The sequence below is a fragment of the Nonomuraea sp. NPDC052129 genome (assembly GCF_040680095.1).
Taxonomy (GTDB): domain Bacteria; phylum Actinomycetota; class Actinomycetes; order Streptosporangiales; family Streptosporangiaceae; genus Nonomuraea.
On the sequence record NZ_JBFAVX010000007.1, the window covers coordinates 138554 to 156745 of the forward strand.

Genomic DNA, 18192 nt, shown 5'->3' on the forward strand with positions numbered 1-18192 from the left:
GCCGATCCATAACCAGAGCCGATCCACAACCAGAGAGCCGTCTGCCGGCGCAGCGGTGCCCACGGCGAGACCGGCCCTTCGTCGATCCAGGGCACATGCCCTCCGGCGGCCACGATTCCCCGCGTATCCGGACGATACAGCGGGATTCCAGAAATATTGCGGGGTGATGTCTTGTGGCTCGGACGACCGCCGTCGTAGCGTATCGGCACTGGCGATTGATACGCATCGACGATTCCCTCCAGGAGGTGTCATGGCGGCGTTCACCAGCAAGGACGTCGCGCGTATCGCCGGTGTTTCGCAGAGCACCGTGTCCTATGTGATGACCGGCAAGCGACCCATCTCCGAGCGCACGCGGCAGCGGGTCCTGGACGCGATGGCACAGCTCACCTACGAGCCGCACTCCGGCGCCCGGGCTCTCGCGGGGCGCCGCACCCGGGTGGTCGGGCTGGTGGTGCGCTTCGGGGCCGGGGGCGATGCCTTCGGGTTGCTGCCGTTCATCGAGACCATCGCCAGCTCGGCCCGCGCCCACGATCACGAGGTTCTGCTCGTGACCGCGGACGAGGGCTCCGCGGGTCTGCGGCGCCTCGCCGGACGGGCCCTGTGCGACGCGATCATCATGATGGACATCGAGGAGCGGGACGAGCGGGTCCCGGTGGCCGCCGCGCTGTCCGTTCCGGTGGTGCTCATCGGTGTGCCGGCCGACCCGGCTGGGCTGCACTGCGTCGACCTCGACTTCGAGGCGGCGGCCCGGATGGCCGTCGAGGAGCTGGCCGACACCGGGCACGACGAGATCGTCGTAGTGGGTTACCCGGCCGCGGCGATGGAGCGTGGCCTGAACTACGTCGGCCGCTTTCTGCGATCGGCGCGGCGGCAGGCGCAGGTGCGCGGCCTTCCGTTGACGGTGATCGAACCGGTCGACCATGGCCAGGAGGCCGCCGCGGCTGATCAGCTCCTCGCCCGGCGGACCGGCGGGCGTCTCGGAGTGGTGGTGCCGCACAGCGACGCGATCATGCCGCTGTTGAACGCACTGCGGAAGAAGGACGTCGTGCCGGGCCGTGACATCTCCCTCATCGGACTCAGTTCCGACCGTTGGGCCGTACAGCCCGATCCGCCGTACACGAATATCTCCGTGGAACCGCGCGACGTCTCCCGGCGTGCGATGGAGACGCTGTTCTGGTTACTCGATCCGAGTTCCGGGGTGGAACGTCCCGCAATCGACCTGGTCGCGCCACGACTCACCCGTCGCACGACCGTGATGCCTACTCCCTCCAACTGATCACCGACGGCCCCGGTCAGGGGCCCCGATAAGCATCGTCGATGCGTATCGACGGACATCTGTACCACTGCAGTCGATACGTATCGACGGCTGGATTCACCCCGGAACCCTCCGTATCCGAAAGGACACGACATGATCCGCTCCCCCCGCGCCCCCCGATCCCGCCGCGCCCAGGCCGCGCTCGCCTCGATGCTCACCCTGCCCCTCGCCCTCACCGCCTGTGGCGGCGGCTCGAACGGCGGTGGCTCGAACAGCGGCGGCGACTCCTCGACCCTGCGGGTGCTCGACTATTACAACAACGAACCGAGCAAGACGGTCTGGCAGAAGGCCATCGACGCCTGCGGCAAGCAGGCCGGTGTCACCATCCAGCGCGAGTCGGTGCCCGGCGCGACCCTGATCCAGAAGGTGCTCCAGCAGGCGTCCTCGCGGACCCTTCCGGACGTCCTGATGCTGGACAACCCCGATCTGCAGCAGATCGCCCAGACCGGCGCCCTCACTCCGCTGAACGACCTCGGGCTCAAGGCCGACGGGTACGTGGAGGGCGTGGTCAGCGCCTCGACGTACAAGGACAAGCTCTACGGCCTGCAGCCGATCACCAACACCATCGGGCTGTTCTACAACAAGGACCTGCTCGACAAGGCGGGCGTGACGCCGCCGACGACCTGGGCGGAGCTGAAGACGGCGGCCAAGAAGCTGACCTCCGGCGGCACGTACGGGCTGGCGTTCTCGGCACCGGCGAACTATGAGGGCACCTGGCAGTTCCTGCCGTTCATGTGGTCCAACGGTGGCGACGAGAAGAACATCGCGACGCCGGAGACCGCGCAGGCCGTGCAGTTGTGGGTCGATCTGATGAACGACGGCTCGGTGTCGAAGTCCGCCCTCAACTGGACCCAGGCGGACGTCAACGACCAGTTCCGGGCGGGCAAGGCCGCGATGGCGATCAACGGGCCGTGGCAGTTCCCCGCGTTGGCCGAGGGCAAGAGCGTCAAGTACGCGGTGGCGCCGATCCCGGCACCGGTCGCCGGCAAACCGATCGTCGCGCCGCTCGGCGGTGAGACGTGGGCCGTGCCGCAGACCGGGAACAAGGACAAGCAGGCCAAGGCCGCCAAGGTCGTCGCCTGTCTCAACTCGGACGACAACCAGCTCAGCCTCGCCAAGGACACCCAGACCATCCCCACCAAAAAGTCGCTGCTGGAGAAGTTCAGCTCCAGCAACCCGAACATGGCCGGTTTCGTGGACCAGATTCCGACCGCACGGGCCCGTACCGGTGAGCTCGGCGCGGACTGGCCGAAGGCGGCCACGAAGATCTACACCGCGTTCCAGTCCGCGCTGACCGGCCAGGCCACACCGGCCAAGGCCCTGGAAACGGCCCAGAATGGTTGAGCACCCACAACAGTCCACCATGGTGCGTCAGACAGATCCACCACCGCCGGCCATCGTGGCGGACGACGGAATCGATGCCCGGCCCCCCTTCTGGCACTCGCTCCACTTCCAGAACCGCGCCGCGCAGGTGCTGTTCCTGGCCCCGGCCGTGATCTACATGGTGGCGTTCTTCGGCTACCCGATCGTCAAGAACTTCTTGATGGCCTTCCAGGAGTACTCGACGAGCACCTTCTACACCGGCGAGGCGCCGTGGGTCGGGTTCGCCAACTACGCCGCGGTGGTGTCCTCCCCGGTGTTCGGCAAGGCCATGCTGAACACCGTCCTGTTCACCGCCGGCTCGATCGCCGCGCAGTTCGTCATCGGTCTGGCCCTGGCGATGTTCTTCCGGCGCCGTTTCCCGCTCAACGGTGTGCTCCGGTCGTTGATCCTGCTGCCGTGGCTGATCCCGCTGATCGCCTCCGGCGCGGTCTGGCGGTGGATCCTCGACAAGGACAACGGCGCGCTCAACCGGTTCCTGGCCGCCATCGGAGTGGCGAGCGACCACCCCGGCTGGCTGACCAGCACCTCGCTGGCCCTGGTGGCGGTGATGCTGGTGAACATCTGGATCGGCATCCCGTTCAACCTGACCATTCTCTACGGCGGGCTCCAGGACATCCCGGAGGACCTGTACGAGGCGGCCGCGCTGGACGGGGCGGGCGGCTGGCAGCGGTTCCGGTTTGTGACCTGGCCCTTGCTGCGCCCGGTGGTGAGCGTCGTGCTGGTGCTCGGCGTGGTCTACACGATCAAGGTGCTGGACGTGATCCTGGCGCTGACCGGCGGCGGGCCGGCCAACGCCAGCCAGACCATCGCGACGCAGTCGTACCACCTGTCGTTCCAGCAGTTCGACTTCGGTCAGGGTGCCGCGCTCGGCAACATCCTGATCGCGATCTCCTTGGTGTTCGCCATCTTCTACCTGCGCGCGAACCGGCGTGCCGTGGACGAGTGAGGCCGTCATGACCACCACCACAAGGCGTACCCGGGCCGGCTGGGGCAGCACCGTCGTCGGGATCGGCATCCTCGCCGTTCTGCTGTTCCCGATCTATTGGATGGTCAACGTCTCGCTGCAGCCGGGCGGCTCGGCGGTCGGCACCCCGTGGCTGCCGTTCGACTTCAGCTTCGACGGCTACGCCACCGCGCTCGGCCAACAGGGCCGCAACCTGGTCACGAGCCTGGTCGTCGCCCTCGGCTCGGTCGTGTTCAGCCTGCTGATCGCGATGCCGGCGGCCTACGCCCTGGCGCAGTTCAAGATCCGCTTCGTGGGCGCGTTCCTCTTCGGGATCCTGATCTCGCAGATGATCCCGGGGATCGTCATCGCGAACGCGCTCTACACCGCCTACAACGACCTGGGACTGCTCAACTCGATCCCGGGCCTGATCCTCGCCGACTCGACCGCGGGAATCCCGTTCGCGATCCTGATCGTCCGCGCCTTCATGATCAACATCCCGCGGGCGGTCCTGGAGGCCGGCCGGGTCGACGGGGCCGGTCACGTCCGGACGTTCGTCTCCATCGTGCTGCCGATGAGCCGCAACGCGCTCATCACCGCGGCCCTGTTCACCTTCCTCTTCTCCTGGGCGGACTTCCTGTTCGCCCTCACCCTCACCACGACCGAGGACGTGCGCCCGGTGACGCTCGGGCTCTACACCTACATCGGGACATATGTGAACGACTGGAGCTCGGTCATGGCCACCGCCGTGCTCGCCTCCATCCCGGCCATCGTCCTGCTCGTCGTCGCCCAGCGCTACGTCGCCGCGGGCACGACGGCAGGCGCGGTCAAGTAAATCCCCCAGCAGAAAAGGTTCGACATGACAAACGGAACTGCCGGCCCGCTGCGTGTGACGGTGTGGGGCGAGAACCGTCACGAGCAGATCGAGGAGCACGTGGCGAAGATCTATCCGAAGGGCATGCACACGACGATCGCGGAGGGCATCGAGGAGAACCTCGCCGACGGCTGCGTCGTCCGTACCGCCACCCTGGACGATCCGGAGCACGGGCTGACCGAGGAGGTGCTGGCCGACACCGATGTGCTCACCTGGTGGGGTCACGCGGCGCACGACGAGGTGGCCGATGAGGTCGTCGAGCGTGTCCACCGGCATGTGCTGTCCGGGATGGGGCTCGTCGTGCTGCACTCCGGGCACTGGTCGAAGATCTTCACCAAGCTCATGGGTACGAGTTGCACCCTGCGCTGGCGCGACGAGCACGACCGTGAGCTCATCTGGACGGTCGACCCCACGCACCCCATCGCCAAGGGCGTTCCGCACCCGTTGATCATCGAAGAGGATGAGATGTACGGGGAGTTCTTCGACATCCCGGCACCGGACGAGCTCGTGTTCGTCAGCTCGTTCAGCGGCGGGGAGGTGTTCCGCAGCGGTTGCACCTTCCGCCGCGGTCACGGCAAGATCTTCTACTTCCGGCCGGGGGACCAGGCCTACCCCACCTACCATCACAAGGACGTGCGCCGGGTCATCGCGAACGGCGTCGCCTGGGCCCGCACCGACCGGCCGGAACGGAGCCATCCCGTGCTCCTGCGGTACGCGACCGAGGAGTTCTTCCAGGGCCAGGGCTACACGGGACCGCTGCAGTGAGCTTCCGGACGATCCCCTCCAGCCCGGCCGATCCGCTCCGCGTGGTCATCGTCGGCGCCGGCGGCATGGGCCGGGCCTGGCTGTCCACCGTCACCGACTCGCCCGAGGTGCTGCTCACCGGCATCGCCGACCTGAACGTGGCGCTGGCCCGGGAGGTCGCCGACTCGGCCGGCCTGCCGGACCTCCCGGTCGGCGCCGACGCCGTCGCCCTCGCCCGGCAGACCGGTGCCCAGGCGCTGATCAACGTGACCATTCCCGAGGCGCACCACCCGGTGACCACCGAGGCGTTGTTCGCCGGTCTGCCGGTGCTCGGTGAGAAACCGGTCGCGGAGAACGTGAGCCGGGCGCTGTCCATGGCCGCCGCGGCCGAGGTCACCGGCGAACTGTTCATGGTCAGCCAATCCCGCCGCTGGAACCCGCAGCTCGCCGCGCTGCGGGGGATGACCGCGCGGCTCGGCGCGATCGGGACGGTGAGCACGGCGTTCTTCCGGTCCGAGCGGTTCGGCGGGTTTCGCGATCTGATGGCGTACCCGCTGCTCATCGACATGGCGATCCACGCTTTCGACTCGGCGCGCTTCCTGCTCCGGGCCGAGCCGGTGACGGCGTACTGCCAGTCGTACAACCCGCCGTGGAGCTGGTTCGAGGGGGACGCCAACGCGACCGTGGTGTTCGAGATGGAAGGCGGGACCCGGTACGTCTACAACGGCAGCTGGTGCAGTCCCGGCGACATCACCTCGTGGAACGGGAGCTGGCGGGTCAGCGGTGAAAAGGGCACCGCGCTCTGGGACGGCGACCACGCCCCGGTCCTCGACGCCGAGGTGGACGCCGCTGAACCGGCCGGCCCGCCGTACTCCGGGATCGCCGGCGCCTTGCAGGTGTTCACGCGGGCGCTCCGGACCGGGGAGCCGCCGTCCGGCGAGGTGCACGAGAACGTGATGAGCCTGGCGATGGTGGAGGCGGCGGTGCGGTCGGCGACGAGCGGGCGGATCGAGCGCCTGGACGATGTGCTCGAGCGGGCCCACGCGCAGGCGCTGCGGGAGGAGACCCGGACGGACGTACGGGACGCTCTCGCCGGATGGTCCTCGGTGCGTGACGTGCTGGCCGGCGCCGAGCGGGTGGAGACGTGATGACGGGGGCCTGTGACGGCTACTGGTTCTCCTCGCGACGCCGCCGTTCGTTGTACGCGCGCATCCGGGGTGGGTAGCCCATGATCTGAACGTCGTACACCGGCAGGGCCAGGTCGCGGGCGACCTTGTGGATCACGGCGGGGGAGCCGACCCGGCGGCGGGTCCACTCGCCGTCATCGGCCACGGCGACGGCCGTGGTGTCGGTCGCGAAGGTTTCGGGTTCGACGAAGAACTCGACGCCTCGCCGCGATTTGGCGAAGGCGATGAGAGCCTCGATATCGGCGTCAGTGGCTTCCCGGTCGAACTTCGCGATTTTGGAACCGCGCAGCCGCCGAATGCCGTAGCGGTCTCGCCATCTCATGAGTCCTTTTTATACCGCCAAACGGTCACGCGCGTCGGGGTGATCTAGGGGACACATCGGGGATTCTCCCGATGGCCATGGTGACGTGCGGCGGTCAGTATGGAGGGAGACTGCACGAATCTAAGGAGAGGCATGGCTGTTATGGCTGGGGTACCCACACACCGGGGCCCGGGACAGGTGCCGCCGGCTCACCTGCGCGTCACCAACCAGGACCGTGAGCACGTGGTCGAGCACGTTCAGGCGGCTTACGCGGAGGGGCGTTTCGACAAGCTCGAGTTCGACGACCGGCTGGAGCGCGCGATGACCGCGCGTACGCACGGTGATCTGATGCCCATCATGGCGGAGCTGTACGGCACGAGTGCCATCCCCAGGATTCGCCCCATGTCCGCGCCGGTTCGGCCCGAGGCGTCGCCGGAGAGCAACGAACGGCTCGGGGCTTCGGCGGCTCATCTGCTGACGCTGGTGGGGTTCCCGGTCATCGGGCCGTTGATCCTGCTGCTGACGGGCGGCAAGACCTCGCCCTACATCCGGCGGCACGCGTTGGAGGCCCTGAACTTCCAGCTCACGGTGGTGGGGGCGACGTTCCTGCTGCCGTTCACCATCATCGGGGTCGTGCTTCTTCCCGTCATTTGGGTGGCGGCGGTCGTGCTGTCCATTGCCGGTGGCATTTCGGCGCTCTCGGAGAACCCGTTCCGCTATCCGATGACGGTTCGTCTGGTGAAGTAGGTCAGGCTCCTGAGCGGTCGTCGCTTGAGGCTCGTGCCGCCGGCTGGCGTCAATGCGTGCGTTGACGCCAGCCGACTGTACGAGCCTTCGCCCTTATGCCTGCCGTAGAGCACTGGTGGGTACGTCGATTTGGCGCGGGCTGACGCTAATCTCGACCTGTACGCAGCTCACCGAAGGAAATGGCCTCCATGATCTTCATTACCGCGAAGTTCCGCGCCCTGCCTGAGCACGCCGACCGGTTCATTGAGATCGTCGGCGACTTCACCCAGGCGACCCGCGACGAGCCTGGCTGCCTGTGGTTCGACTGGTCGCGCAGTGTGGCGGATCCGACCGAGTATGTGCTGGTCGAGGCGTTTCGCGATGACGAGGCCGGGGCGGCGCACGTCCAGTCCGAGCATTTCAAGCAGGCGCAGCGGACCCTGCCGCCGTACCTCGCCGAGACGCCGCGCATCGTGAACGCGACCGTTCCTCAGGACGACTGGTCTCTACTCGGTGAGATGGCCGTACCCGGACGGGACTGAGCGCCCACACCGTCGGCACGTGATTAATTTCATTTGCTACGGTATCGAATGAAAGGATGGCCGGTAACATGGCCTCATGAGCGCCGATGTTCCTCGTAGGGCCACCGCTTCGCGTGCGACCGACCGCCCCGGGGATGCCTCGCCTTTCGCTCTGGGTTTGCTGCTGCGTCAGGCGCACTGGCGCGCGGCCACGGTCATGTCAGAGGCGCTCCGGCCGCTCGGCATCGAGTTGCGGCACTTCGCCGTGCTGATCGTTCTGGTCGACCGCGGACCCACGGTGCAGCGGGACCTGGCGGCGGCGACGGGGACGGACAAAGCGGGGATCATGCGGGTCGTGGACGACCTGGAGCGTAAGGGGCTGGCCGTACGCAAGAGCGTTCCGGGGGACCGGCGGGTGCGGGCCGTGGAGATCACTCCTCAGGGCGTCGAGCTTTTCGACGCGGCCCACGTGGCGGCGGAGCCGCTGGCTGAGCGCCTGGTCGCCGACCTGGGGTCTGACGAGTCCGAGCAGCTGAGGGAGCTGCTGACCCGGTTCGCCTATCCCGCGGGTGGCGAGGCGTAAGCGCGCCGTGCGGCAAGTCACGACAAATCCCGCTTAGGTGACCTGATCGCGGTCCGCCATTTGCCGGATCTCGACCTCGTACGGCGGCTCCAGAGCCTGAGCGCCTGGGCCCGTGGCAGCCGCGTGCCCTTCGCGGTGCCGCGCACCGCCATCTCGAAGTAGACGTCGGCGTCGGCCGACTCCATCTCCCACAACGGCCGACCGAACCAGGGCCTGCCCACGACGTTGTTGTGGGTGGTCGCGGCTTGTACAGGCGCGGCCTCCCGGACGCGACCCCAGCTTTGACTTGTGTCGGACGCGTTTGTCATCGAATAGTATTGAATGATACCGTCGTGAACGTGACAAAGATGGGAGGTGGGGATCTTGGACGTCTATGAGGCGGTCACGAGTCGACGGGCGGTGCGGGGGTTCACCGATCGGCCTGTTCCTCGGGAGGTGCTGGAGCGGGTGCTGTCGGCGGCGGCTTGGGCCCCCTCCGCGTCGAATCTTCAGCCGTGGCGGGCCTACGTGGTGACGGGTGAGCCGTTGGCCGAGCTGAAGAAGCGTGCGGGGGAGCGGGTGGCCACGGGTGATCCCTGGGATGAGCGCGAGTACGAGACGTATCCGCCCGCGCTGAAGTCTCCCTACTATGAGCGCCGATCCGCCTTCGGGGCGGAGCGTTACGGTGCTCTTGGTATTTCGCGGGATGACTGGGAGGCGCGGCAGAGGACCGCTGCCGACAACTGGCAGTGTTTCGGTGCTCCCGCGGCCCTGTTCTGCTACATCGACCGTGACATGGGCCGGCCTCAGTGGGCCGATCTCGGCATGTTCTTGCAGACGGTCATGCTGCTGTTGCGTGCCGAGGGCCTGAGCAGTTGCCCGCAGATGGCGTGGTCGATGTATCGCAAGACCGTCGCTGAGGTCGTGTCGCCTCCGGAGGGGCTCATTCTCTTCTGCGGCATGTCGATCGGGTTCGAGGACGTCACGGTGGATTACGTCCGTACGGGGCGGGCGCCGCTCGACGAGACGGTCATGTTCGTCGACGGTTAGTCCGCCGAAGCAGGATCACGAACGCCGTTCTTCATCGCCTCTTCCGGGGCCGACTTCATCACCGGCCAGACCGTCGATGTCGACGGCGGCACGTTAATAGATCGAGAGGAAACGCAATGAGCTACACCGTGGGCTACATCGTCGGGAGCCTGTCCCAGAAGTCGATCAACAGGAAGCTCGCTGTGGCCTTGAGCCGTCTCGCGCCGCCGGAACTCCGCCTCACGGAGATCCCCATCGGCGAGTTGCCCCTGTACAGCCACGACCACGACCCGAACTACCCCGCCGTGGCCCTGGAGTTCAAGGACGCGATCAAGGCCTGCGACGCCCTCCTGTTCGTCACCCCGGAGTACAACCGGTCCATCCCCGGCGCGCTGAAGAACGCCATCGACTGGGCGACCCGGCCCTATGGATCCAACGTGCTGAACGGCAAGCCGTCCGCGATCATCGGAACCTCACCCGGCCCGATCTCCACCGCGGTCGCACAGCAGCACCTCAAGACCATCCTGTCCTTCACCAACTCCCCGGTGCTGGGGCAGCCCGAGGCCTACATCCACTTCAGCAAGGAACTGATCGACGACAAGGGCGACATCCAGGTGCCGGCCACCGCCGAATTTCTGACCGGATACATGCGGGCCTTCGCGGCGCACATCCGACGCCACCACCACGACATCGCGGACCTGTAGACCACACTGACAGTTAGGGACATCGCCACCGCCCGCCCCAGCACCCCGCACGTCCACCAGGCCGCGATCGGCGGAGCGAGCTTCATTCTGCGCTTGCCGCTGAGCGCCCCCGTCGAGCGGCCCGGCCCACAGCCGCCGACCGCGCGGCGGATCCCCCGGCGGATCCCCTGGGGGATCGAGCCTGGAAACGATCACCGACGCGGGGCGCTATGCCTGACCGCTACTTGTCACATTTTTCGCTCCTCTACTGTCAATTGTGTAGACACGTTGGGCAGGAGCGGAGATGGCGATCTTGGACGTCTATGAGGCAGTCACGAGTCGGCGGGCGGTGCGGGGGTTCACCGATCGGCCTGTTCCTCGGGAGGTGCTGGAGCGGGTGCTGTCGGCTGCGGCTTGGGCGCCGTCCGGGTCTAATCTGCAGCCGTGGCGGGCCTACGTGGTGACGGGTGGGCCGTTGGCCGAGCTGAAGAAGCGTGCCGGTGAGCGGGTGGCGGCGGGTGATGCTTGGGATGAGCGGGAGTACGAGATGTATCCGCCTGCGCTGAAGTCTCCATACTATGAGCGCCGCTCGGCTTTTGGGGAGGAGCGGTACGGCGCGCTCGGTATTCCACGGGGGGATTGGGAGGCGCGGCAGAGGGCCGCCGCCGGCAACTGGCAGGCGTTCGGTGCGCCGGCCGCGTTGTTCTGCTACATCGACCGTGACATGGGCCGGCCTCAGTGGGCCGATCTCGGCATGTTCTTGCAGACCGTCATGCTGCTGTTGCGCGCCGAGGGGTTGAACAGTTGTCCGCAGATGGCGTGGTCGGTGTTCCGCAAGACCGTCGCTGAGGTCGTGTCGCCTCCGGAGGGGCTCATTCTCTTCTGTGGCATGTCGATCGGGTTCGAGGACGTCACCGTGGATTACATCCGTACAGGCCGGGCGCCGCTGGACGAGACGGTCACGTTCGTCGACGGGTAGTACGGCGATCGCATCCGGCGTGACGGGGTGTCTCCGTCCCAACGTCGTCGCAGGAGTGGATTCCCGGACAGTTCAGAGCCGGTTGTCACAGATCGGACGGCTGCCCTGTCTTTTCCGACGTACCAGGACGTCGTGCGGCTAACAGGAGCGAGACCTTGCCACCACCCGGCAGCATCATCCGAGTCCGAGTCCGGATGAGCGCTCGTCCCATCGACGAGCCGCACCGCACTTCGAGCCAGCTCGAGCTGCTGTTCGACCTCACCTTCGTGATCGCGGTCGCCAGTGTCACCGCCCAGCTCGCGCACAGCATCGCCGCCGGTCACGGCCTCGCCGGGCTGGTCCCGTTCCTCCAGGTGTTCTTCGCGATCTGGTGGGCGTGGATGAACTTCACCTGGTTCGCCTCGTCCTACGACACCGACGATGTCGCCTACCGGCTGCTGACCATGGTGCAGATGGCCGGCGTGCTGACCCTCGCCGCCGGTGTGCCCGCCGCGGCCGGTCACTCCGACTACGGGATCGTCACCCTCGGCTACGTCATCATGAGGATCGGGCTCGTCGGCCAATGGCTGCGAGCCGGTCTCGAGGACCGGGCGCGCCGCCGCACCGCGCTGCGCTACGCCGCCGCCATCAGTCTCGTGACACTGGGCTGGGCGCTTCGCTTCCTGATCGCGGAGACGGGAGTCTTTCCCTGGTTCTCCGGGCTGCTGTCCTTCGTCCTCCTGGATGTCCTGGAACTTTCGGTGCCCCTGTGGGCGGAGCGGGCCAGGGCCACCAACTGGCATCCGCACCACATCGCCGAGCGCTACGGCCTGTTCACGATCATCCTGCTCGGTGAGAGCGTCCTGGCCGCGAGCCGGGGAGTCGAAGGGGCGCTCGCAACGGGCGAGATCAGGGCACCCTTGGTCGTCATCGCCGGGTGCGGCCTCGTTCTGCTGTTCGCTCTTTGGTGGCTCTACTTCCTCGTGGAAGCCGGGGAGGGGCTCAGCGACCGCCGTCATCGGTCGTACCTGTGGGGGTACGGCCACTACGGCATCTTCGCGGCCCTGGCGGCCCTCGGCGCCGGGCTCGAAGTGGCGGTCGAGCAGAGCGGGCGCGGCGTCGCGGCGTCACCGCTGGCACTCGGCTACGCGGTCGCCATCCCCGCCGCTGTGTATCTCGCCGCGCTGTGGGCGGTCCACGCGCTGGTCACCACCGAGCCCGTCATCCATCCCGCGGCGGTCCTGGGTTGTGTCGCCCTCATCTTGTCACTGCCGCTCGCGACACCGCGGATCGGCGTGGCCGCTGTGGTCGCGGCCATCGCGGCCGGGTGCGTGCTGCTGGTCGCCGTCACGATCATGGCCGCGGCCGTCGGGGCCCGCGCTGGAGCGCGTCGCCAGGTCCCGCTGCCTTCCTGCTCTGGCGACTCGTGAAGCAGACCCCCCGTTCGTGCTCGACCAGGCCGCGGTGAAGAGCGCTTCCAGCGCGGTCAGGTCGCCGGAGCGGGCGGCGGTGACGAAGGCGGTCAGCAGTCTGCGTTGTTCGGCCCTGGCCACGGGGGTGCTGCGTTCGACGAGCAGGTGTTTGCGGGCCCTGCTGACCAGCTGGCGTACGGCCGGCTCGGTGAGCCGGACGATGTCGGCGATCTGCCGGTAGGGGTAGTCGAAGGCCTCGCGCAGCACGTAGGCCGCCCGTTCGGTGGGCGTGAGCCGCTCCAGGAGCAGCAGCACCGCGAACTCCAGGACCTCACCGCGCTCGGCGCCGAGGTACGGGTCCGCGCTGGTGTCGACGGGTTCGGGCAGCCACGGGCCGGCGCAGGTCTCGCGGCGCATGCGTACGGACTGGGCGGCGTTGATCGCCAGCCGCATGGTCACCGTCGCCAGGAACCCGCCCGGGCTGCCCACCGTGGCGCGATCGTAGGCCTGCCAGCGCAGCCAGACGTCCTGCACCAGGTCCTCGGCTTCGGTCGCGCCCAGCATCCGGTACGCGATCCCGAACAGGCGCGGCCGCACACTGACGAACACCGCCGCCGCCTGTTCGAGATCTCCAGGATCAGTCACTGCCATCGCCCCCGCTCCGGCATCCCTTTTGTCGGCTAATGCGAGCTTTGGGATATTTCTGGCATATTACCTGCCGCCTATCTCTTGGGCAGCGGGGGGACAGGCCAGGGACGAGGAAGCACCTCGATGGATGTCACAAATCACGCCGCTACCCGGTCTTGCTCCCGTAACGGCTTTCATCCATGCGGTCAAAGGAGCACCATGCACGTGCCGGAGAAGCGGATCGCCACGTCCGTCCTGGTCATCGGAACGGGAGGAGCCGGCCTGCGGGCCGCCATCGAACTCGCCGAGCGCGGAGTCGGCGTCCTCGCAGTGGGCAAACGGCCGAAGGCGGACGCGCACACCTCGCTCGCGGCGGGCGGCATCAACGCGGCGCTCGCCACGATGGACCCCGAGGACACCTGGCAACAGCACGCGGCGGACACCCTCAAAGAGAGCTATCTCCTGGCCAATCCGGAGACGGTGAAAATCGTCACCGAGGGGGCGGCACGCGGCATCGAGGACCTCCAGCATTACGGCATGCCGTTCGCCCGCGAACAGGACGGGCGAATCTCGCAGCGCTTCTTCGGCGCCCACACCTACCGGCGCACCGCCTACGCCGGCGACTACACCGGACTCGAGATCCAGCGCACCCTGATCAACCGCGCGGCGCAGCTCGATGTCCCCATCCTCGACTCCGTGTACATCACCCGCCTTCTCGTCCGCGACAACGCGGTCTTCGGCGCGTACGGGTTCGACCTGACCGATGGCAGCCGTTACGTCATCCATGCCGACGCGGTGATCCTGGCCGCCGGCGGCCACACCCGGATCTGGCGGCGCACCTCCTCCCGGAGGGACGAGAACACGGGCGACTCCTTCCGTCTCGCCGTCCTGGCCGGCTGCCGCATTCGCGACCCCGAGCTGGTGCAGTTCCACCCATCCGGTCTCATCGCCCCCGAGAACGCGGCCGGCACCCTCGTCTCCGAAGCGGCCCGGGGCGAGGGCGGAATCCTGCGCAACCAGCTCGGCGAGCGGTTCATGTCCAAGTACGACCCGGAGCGGATGGAGTTGTCCACGCGCGACCGCGTCGCATTGGCCGCATACACAGAGATCAAAGAAGGCCGTGGGACCCCGAACGGCGGCGTTTGGCTGGATGTGTCGCATCTGCCACGCGAGACGATCATGACGCGGTTGCCGCGCGTCTACCAGACGCTTCTGGAGCTGCAGATGCTCGACATCACCAAGCAGCCGATCGAGATCGCGCCGACCGCGCACTACTCGATGGGCGGGGTCTGGGTGCGACCCGAAGACCACGGTACGGGCGTCGACGGCCTCTACGCGATCGGGGAGGCGGCCAGCGGCCTGCACGGCGCCAACCGCCTCGGTGGCAACTCCCTCATCGAGCTCCTCGTCTTCGGCCGCATCGTCGGACAGGAGGCAGCCGAGTATTCAGCGGGCCTCGACGCCCAGCGCCGCTCGGCCGAGGCGCTCGACGCGGCACGGGCGGAGGTGGACGAACTCCTCGCCGCGGACGGCCCCGAGAACGTACGCGCGCTGCAGCGAGCCCTCCGCGACATCATGACGGAGCATGCCGGCGTGGTACGCGACGAGGGCGGCCTGCGCAAAGGTCTCGCCGAACTCGCCGCGGTGGAGGCGCGCATCGCCGACGTCGGCGTACATCCGGACATCGCCGGCTTCCAGGACCTGGCCCACGCCTTCGATCTGAAGTCCGCCGCGCTCGCCGCCCGCGCGACGGTCGAGACCGCACTTGAGCGTCGCGAGACCCGCGGCTGCCACAACCGCTCCGACTACCCAGAACTCGACCCCTCGCTGCAGGTCAACCTGGTGTGGTCCGGTCCCGGATCGGTGGATCGGGAGGCCATCCCGCTGATTCCCGCCGAGATCGCCGCGCTCATGCGCGAGGTCTCCAGCGTCGGAAAACTCGTGGAGTAGCGACGTACGGACGGCGTTACCCGCGGCCCGAGAAAAGAAATTTCGCCGCAGCTGTCACAAGCCCGGAGGCTGCCCTGTCTTAGCTGGCGGACCGGCTGGCACATGGGTGCCCCGGCGGACGGAAAGGGCTGTGCCATGAAGGTCGTCGTGGTCGGCGGTACTGGCCTCATCGGATCGAACGTGGTGGCGAAGCTGGGTGAGCACGGTCACGAGGCGGTGGCGGCGGCGCCGAGCACCGGCGTCAACACGCTCACCGGTGAAGGGCTGGCGGAGGTGCTGGCGGGCGCGCAGGTGGTGATCGACGTGTCGAACTCGCCGTCGTTCGAGGCCGCCGCGGTGATGGAGTTCTTCGAGACCTCCACCCGCAACCTGCTCGCCGCCGAGGCGGCGGCCGGGGTCGGGCATCATGTCGCGCTGTCGGTGGTGGGGACGGAGCGGATGCCGGAGAACGACTACTTCGCGGCGAAGATCGCTCAGGAGCAGCTGATCGAGAAGTCGGGGATCCCGTTCTCGCTCGTGCACGCGACCCAGTTCTTCCAGTTCATCCGGAGCATCGCGGACCAGTCCACGGACGGCGACCAGGTACGGATCGCGCCCGTGCGGTTCCAGCCCATCGCGGGTGAAGAGGTCGCGCAGGCGGTCGGCCGGGTCGCGGTGGGGCAGCCGCTGAACGGCCGGGCCGAGGTGGCCGGGCCCGAGCAGTCACGGATGGACGAGTTCTTCCGCGACGCCCTGGCCGCCTGGGGCGACCCGCGTACGGTGGTCGCCGACCCGCAGGCGCGCTACTACGGCAGTGTGCCGGGCGAGCGGACACTGGTGCCGGGTGAGGGCGCGACCCTGGGCAAGATCCGCTACCGCGACTGGCTCGCGCAGAGCGCCGCCCAGTAGCCGCGCGTCTTCACTCCAGATCGCCTTGACCGCACACCCAAGCCATACATGGGAGGAATGATGAGCGCTCCGAACGGTGAGGACGGCTTCCTGTACGAACTCCAGGTCGAGGTCGAGGAAGAGGTGATCCTGGCCGAGACGAGCCGTCCGGAGGAGGCCGCCGAGCTGCCGGTCACCGAATGGCTCTTCGATCCGACGGACGCCGAGCGTGAGGAGATCGGCCTGCGGGGTCTGCTCGACGCGGTCGAGGCGCTGGAGGACGACTCCCGGCGCGGCGATCAGGGTGCGTGAGCCGCCGATGCCGCGGAAACGGGGGTAGGTATGCCTGCGGAATCCCTGGAACGGGTGAGCGCACTCGATCAGGCCGCATCCGATTTCGTCGAGTTGCGCCCGCGCCTGTTCGGCATCGCCTATCGGATGCTCGGCAGCGCGGTGGAAGCCGAGGACATCCTTCAGGAAGTCTGGCTGCGCTGGCAGAACACCGACCGCGTGACCATCGAGAACCCCTCGGCCTTCCTGGCGTTGATCACCACTCGCCTGGCCATCAACGTCGCTCGCTCCGCTCATTCGCGACGCGAAACCTATATAGGGCCCTGGCTCCCCGAACCGGTCGACACCAGCCTCGACCCCACACTGGGCGCTGAACGGGGCGAAGCTCTCGAACTCGCCTTCCTGCTGCTGCTGGAGAGGCTTGCCCCCACCGAGCGGGCCGCCTATGTGCTGCGCGAGGCCTTCGTCTACCCGTACGCGCAGATCGCGGAGATCCTTCAGCTCACCCCGGTCAACGCCCGTCAGCTCGTGAGCCGCGCCCGCAAACGCTTGACCGCCGCCCGACGCGAGCCCATCGACAAGATGGAGCATCGGCGTCTCCTGGCCGTTTTCCTCGACGCCGCCCAGACGGGGAACGTCGCCGCTCTCGAAGACCTCTTCGCCGCGGACGTCGTCAGCTCCTCGGACGGCGGCGGCATCAGAGGGGCGGCGCGATTCCCGCTGCTGGGCAGCAACCGCGTGGCGAAGTTCCTGGCCGCGTACGCGCCACGCTTCTGGCCGGGCGCCGAGATGACGTGGGTCGAAGCGAACGGGCGCGCCGGCGTGCTCGTCCCTCGCAACCACACCGATGTCGTCCTGCTCACCATCGAGGCCTCGCCGCAGGGCATCCACCACGTCATGTGGATCGTCAACCCGGCCAAACTCGGCGCCTTCGAACGGTCACACCACCTGATCTGACAGACCGTCCGCCGCCGCCCAGTACGTTCGCCTCTCGTGGTGTCACAACAAGACCGGCTGCCTGGTCTTAACTGCCGACACCAAAAGAACAGGGCGGCAGGACATGACCGAAGTGAGCGCCAGGACGCTGGCGGAGATGCTCGACGAACGGCAGCACCTCCTCGAGATCGCCTTGTGGATGTTCGGCTCGGAGATGACGGCCGACCGGATCGTCCAAGACACCTATCGCCGCTGGTACGCCCTCGACGACGAAGAACGCGCCGCCATCGCGGTGCCGCGCGCCTGGCTGACGCGGGTCGCCGGAGGTCTCTGCCTGGAATTGCTCGCCACTCCCGCCCCGAGCCACGCTCCCGGCGGCACACCGCGACCCGGAGCGTTCACCACCGCCGGTCCGGCACACCGGCCCGTGCCCGCTGCCGGTCTGGCACGCTGGCCCGAGCCCGGCACCGGTCCGGTACTCCAGCCGCCCAGGCCGGACCGAGCGATGCTCGCCAGACACGATCGTGTCGCGCGCCGGTTCGCCGCGGCCTGCGACACGGGGGACCCGGCGGCCCTGCGGGCGGTCCTGGCCGCCGACGCGATGGTCGTGAGCGATGGTGGCGGCAAACTGCGCGCCGCCGTACGCCCCACCTACGGCGCGGACGCGGTAGCCCGGTTCGTCACGGCCTTGCTGACCGGCCAGCCCGGCACCGAGGTGGCCGTCGAGTCCGTGAACGGCCGGACGGGCCTGGTCCTGCGCCAGGCGGGCCGAGCCGTGGCGGTGGCCGACGTGAGCGTCGCCGCAGCCGAGGTCACCGCAGTGTGGATCGTGCTGAACCCCGACAAGTTGCAGCGCTGGCACCGCCCATGACCAGCCTCCCCC

The 18192-nt window shown here is 68.0% G+C and carries 20 protein-coding genes and 1 pseudogene; 18 read left to right on the forward strand and 3 right to left on the reverse strand.

The features are described from left to right. Window positions 1–250 precede the first annotated feature (250 nt). The 6 genes from AB0L53_RS18670 to AB0L53_RS18695 all read left to right on the forward strand — a co-directional run bounded on the left by AB0L53_RS18670 (window position 251) and on the right by AB0L53_RS18695 (window position 6407). Window positions 251–1276 carry a LacI family DNA-binding transcriptional regulator gene (locus AB0L53_RS18670; protein ID WP_363994927.1) on the forward strand — a complete coding sequence of 342 codons (1026 nt, stop codon included), beginning with the start codon at window positions 251–253 and terminating at the stop codon, window positions 1274–1276. 132 nt (window positions 1277–1408) lie between these two features. Then, window positions 1409–2659 carry a sugar ABC transporter substrate-binding protein gene (locus tag AB0L53_RS18675; protein ID WP_363994930.1) on the forward strand — a complete coding sequence of 417 codons (1251 nt, stop codon included), beginning with the start codon at window positions 1409–1411 and terminating at the stop codon, window positions 2657–2659. A 19-nt stretch (window positions 2660–2678) separates the two neighbouring features. Then, a complete protein-coding gene (locus AB0L53_RS18680; RefSeq protein ID WP_363994932.1) occupies window positions 2679–3644 on the forward strand; it encodes a sugar ABC transporter permease in 966 nt (321 codons plus the stop codon). A gap of 7 nt (window positions 3645–3651) precedes the next feature. Further along, complete coding sequence (locus AB0L53_RS18685) at window positions 3652–4476, forward strand: carbohydrate ABC transporter permease (RefSeq protein ID WP_363994935.1); 825 nt, start codon at window positions 3652–3654, stop codon at window positions 4474–4476. Between the two features lie 24 nt (window positions 4477–4500). Next, entirely contained in the window at window positions 4501–5280 is a 780-nt protein-coding gene (locus AB0L53_RS18690) for a ThuA domain-containing protein (protein ID WP_363994938.1), read from the forward strand. After that, complete coding sequence (locus tag AB0L53_RS18695) at window positions 5277–6407, forward strand: Gfo/Idh/MocA family oxidoreductase (protein ID WP_363994941.1); 1131 nt, start codon at window positions 5277–5279, stop codon at window positions 6405–6407. The genes AB0L53_RS18690 and AB0L53_RS18695 overlap by 4 nt, the downstream gene beginning before the upstream one ends. A 19-nt stretch (window positions 6408–6426) precedes the next feature. On the opposite strand, the gene AB0L53_RS18700 is transcribed toward AB0L53_RS18695, so the two are convergent. After that, window positions 6427–6768, reverse strand: coding sequence for a hypothetical protein (locus tag AB0L53_RS18700; RefSeq protein ID WP_357940043.1), 342 nt, complete (start codon window positions 6766–6768; stop codon window positions 6427–6429). Between the two features lie 132 nt (window positions 6769–6900). On the opposite strand from AB0L53_RS18700, the gene AB0L53_RS18705 reads away from it, so the two are divergent. The 3 genes from AB0L53_RS18705 to AB0L53_RS18715 all read left to right on the forward strand — a co-directional run bounded on the left by AB0L53_RS18705 (window position 6901) and on the right by AB0L53_RS18715 (window position 8577). After that, window positions 6901–7494 carry a DUF1707 and DUF4870 domain-containing protein gene (locus AB0L53_RS18705; protein ID WP_363994944.1) on the forward strand — a complete coding sequence of 198 codons (594 nt, stop codon included), beginning with the start codon at window positions 6901–6903 and terminating at the stop codon, window positions 7492–7494. 188 nt (window positions 7495–7682) lie between these two features. Then, the gene (locus tag AB0L53_RS18710) at window positions 7683–8015 is read left to right on the forward strand and encodes a putative quinol monooxygenase (protein ID WP_363994947.1); all 333 of its coding nucleotides are present in this window, start codon (window positions 7683–7685) and stop codon (window positions 8013–8015) included. 157 nt (window positions 8016–8172) lie between these two features. Continuing rightward, on the forward strand, window positions 8173–8577 hold the full coding sequence (locus AB0L53_RS18715) for a MarR family transcriptional regulator (protein ID WP_363994950.1): 405 nt from the start codon (window positions 8173–8175) through the stop codon (window positions 8575–8577). Window positions 8578–8594: 17 nt separating this feature from the next. On the opposite strand, the gene AB0L53_RS18720 is transcribed toward AB0L53_RS18715, so the two are convergent. Continuing rightward, window positions 8595–8798 (reverse strand): hypothetical protein, encoded by a 204-nt coding sequence (locus AB0L53_RS18720; protein ID WP_363994953.1) that lies wholly within the window; start codon window positions 8796–8798, stop codon window positions 8595–8597. Between the two features lie 142 nt (window positions 8799–8940). On the opposite strand from AB0L53_RS18720, the gene AB0L53_RS18725 reads away from it, so the two are divergent. From AB0L53_RS18725 to AB0L53_RS18740, 4 genes and pseudogenes are all read left to right on the forward strand, one after another. Next, complete coding sequence (locus AB0L53_RS18725) at window positions 8941–9606, forward strand: nitroreductase (protein ID WP_363994956.1); 666 nt, start codon at window positions 8941–8943, stop codon at window positions 9604–9606. Window positions 9607–9722: 116 nt separating this feature from the next. Continuing rightward, window positions 9723–10289, forward strand: coding sequence for an NADPH-dependent FMN reductase (locus AB0L53_RS18730; protein ID WP_363994959.1), 567 nt, complete (start codon window positions 9723–9725; stop codon window positions 10287–10289). Window positions 10290–10572: 283 nt separating this feature from the next. Further along, the gene (locus AB0L53_RS18735) at window positions 10573–11247 is read left to right on the forward strand and encodes a nitroreductase (protein ID WP_358557120.1); all 675 of its coding nucleotides are present in this window, start codon (window positions 10573–10575) and stop codon (window positions 11245–11247) included. Window positions 11248–11441: 194 nt separating this feature from the next. Then, a pseudogene (locus AB0L53_RS18740) lies at window positions 11442–12500 on the forward strand (low temperature requirement protein A); the annotation flags it as partial. Here the strand turns inward: AB0L53_RS18740 and AB0L53_RS18745 are convergent. Next, the gene (locus AB0L53_RS18745; RefSeq protein WP_363994962.1) at window positions 12492–13289 is read right to left on the reverse strand and encodes a sigma-70 family RNA polymerase sigma factor; all 798 of its coding nucleotides are present in this window, start codon (window positions 13287–13289) and stop codon (window positions 12492–12494) included. The pseudogene AB0L53_RS18740 and the gene AB0L53_RS18745 overlap by 9 nt on opposite strands. 195 nt (window positions 13290–13484) lie before the next feature. On the opposite strand from AB0L53_RS18745, the gene AB0L53_RS18750 reads away from it, so the two are divergent. From AB0L53_RS18750 to AB0L53_RS18770, 5 genes are all read left to right on the forward strand, one after another. Then, window positions 13485–15215 carry an FAD-dependent oxidoreductase gene (locus AB0L53_RS18750; RefSeq protein ID WP_363994965.1) on the forward strand — a complete coding sequence of 577 codons (1731 nt, stop codon included), beginning with the start codon at window positions 13485–13487 and terminating at the stop codon, window positions 15213–15215. A gap of 135 nt (window positions 15216–15350) precedes the next feature. Beyond that, on the forward strand, window positions 15351–16103 hold the full coding sequence (locus AB0L53_RS18755) for an SDR family oxidoreductase (RefSeq protein WP_358557128.1): 753 nt from the start codon (window positions 15351–15353) through the stop codon (window positions 16101–16103). 57 nt (window positions 16104–16160) lie between these two features. Further along, complete coding sequence (locus tag AB0L53_RS18760; RefSeq protein WP_363994968.1) at window positions 16161–16394, forward strand: hypothetical protein; 234 nt, start codon at window positions 16161–16163, stop codon at window positions 16392–16394. A 30-nt stretch (window positions 16395–16424) separates the two neighbouring features. Then, complete coding sequence (locus AB0L53_RS18765) at window positions 16425–17330, forward strand: RNA polymerase sigma-70 factor (protein ID WP_363994971.1); 906 nt, start codon at window positions 16425–16427, stop codon at window positions 17328–17330. 103 nt (window positions 17331–17433) lie between these two features. Next, window positions 17434–18180 (forward strand): hypothetical protein, encoded by a 747-nt coding sequence (locus AB0L53_RS18770; RefSeq protein WP_363994974.1) that lies wholly within the window; start codon window positions 17434–17436, stop codon window positions 18178–18180. Window positions 18181–18192: the final 12 nt, after the last annotated feature.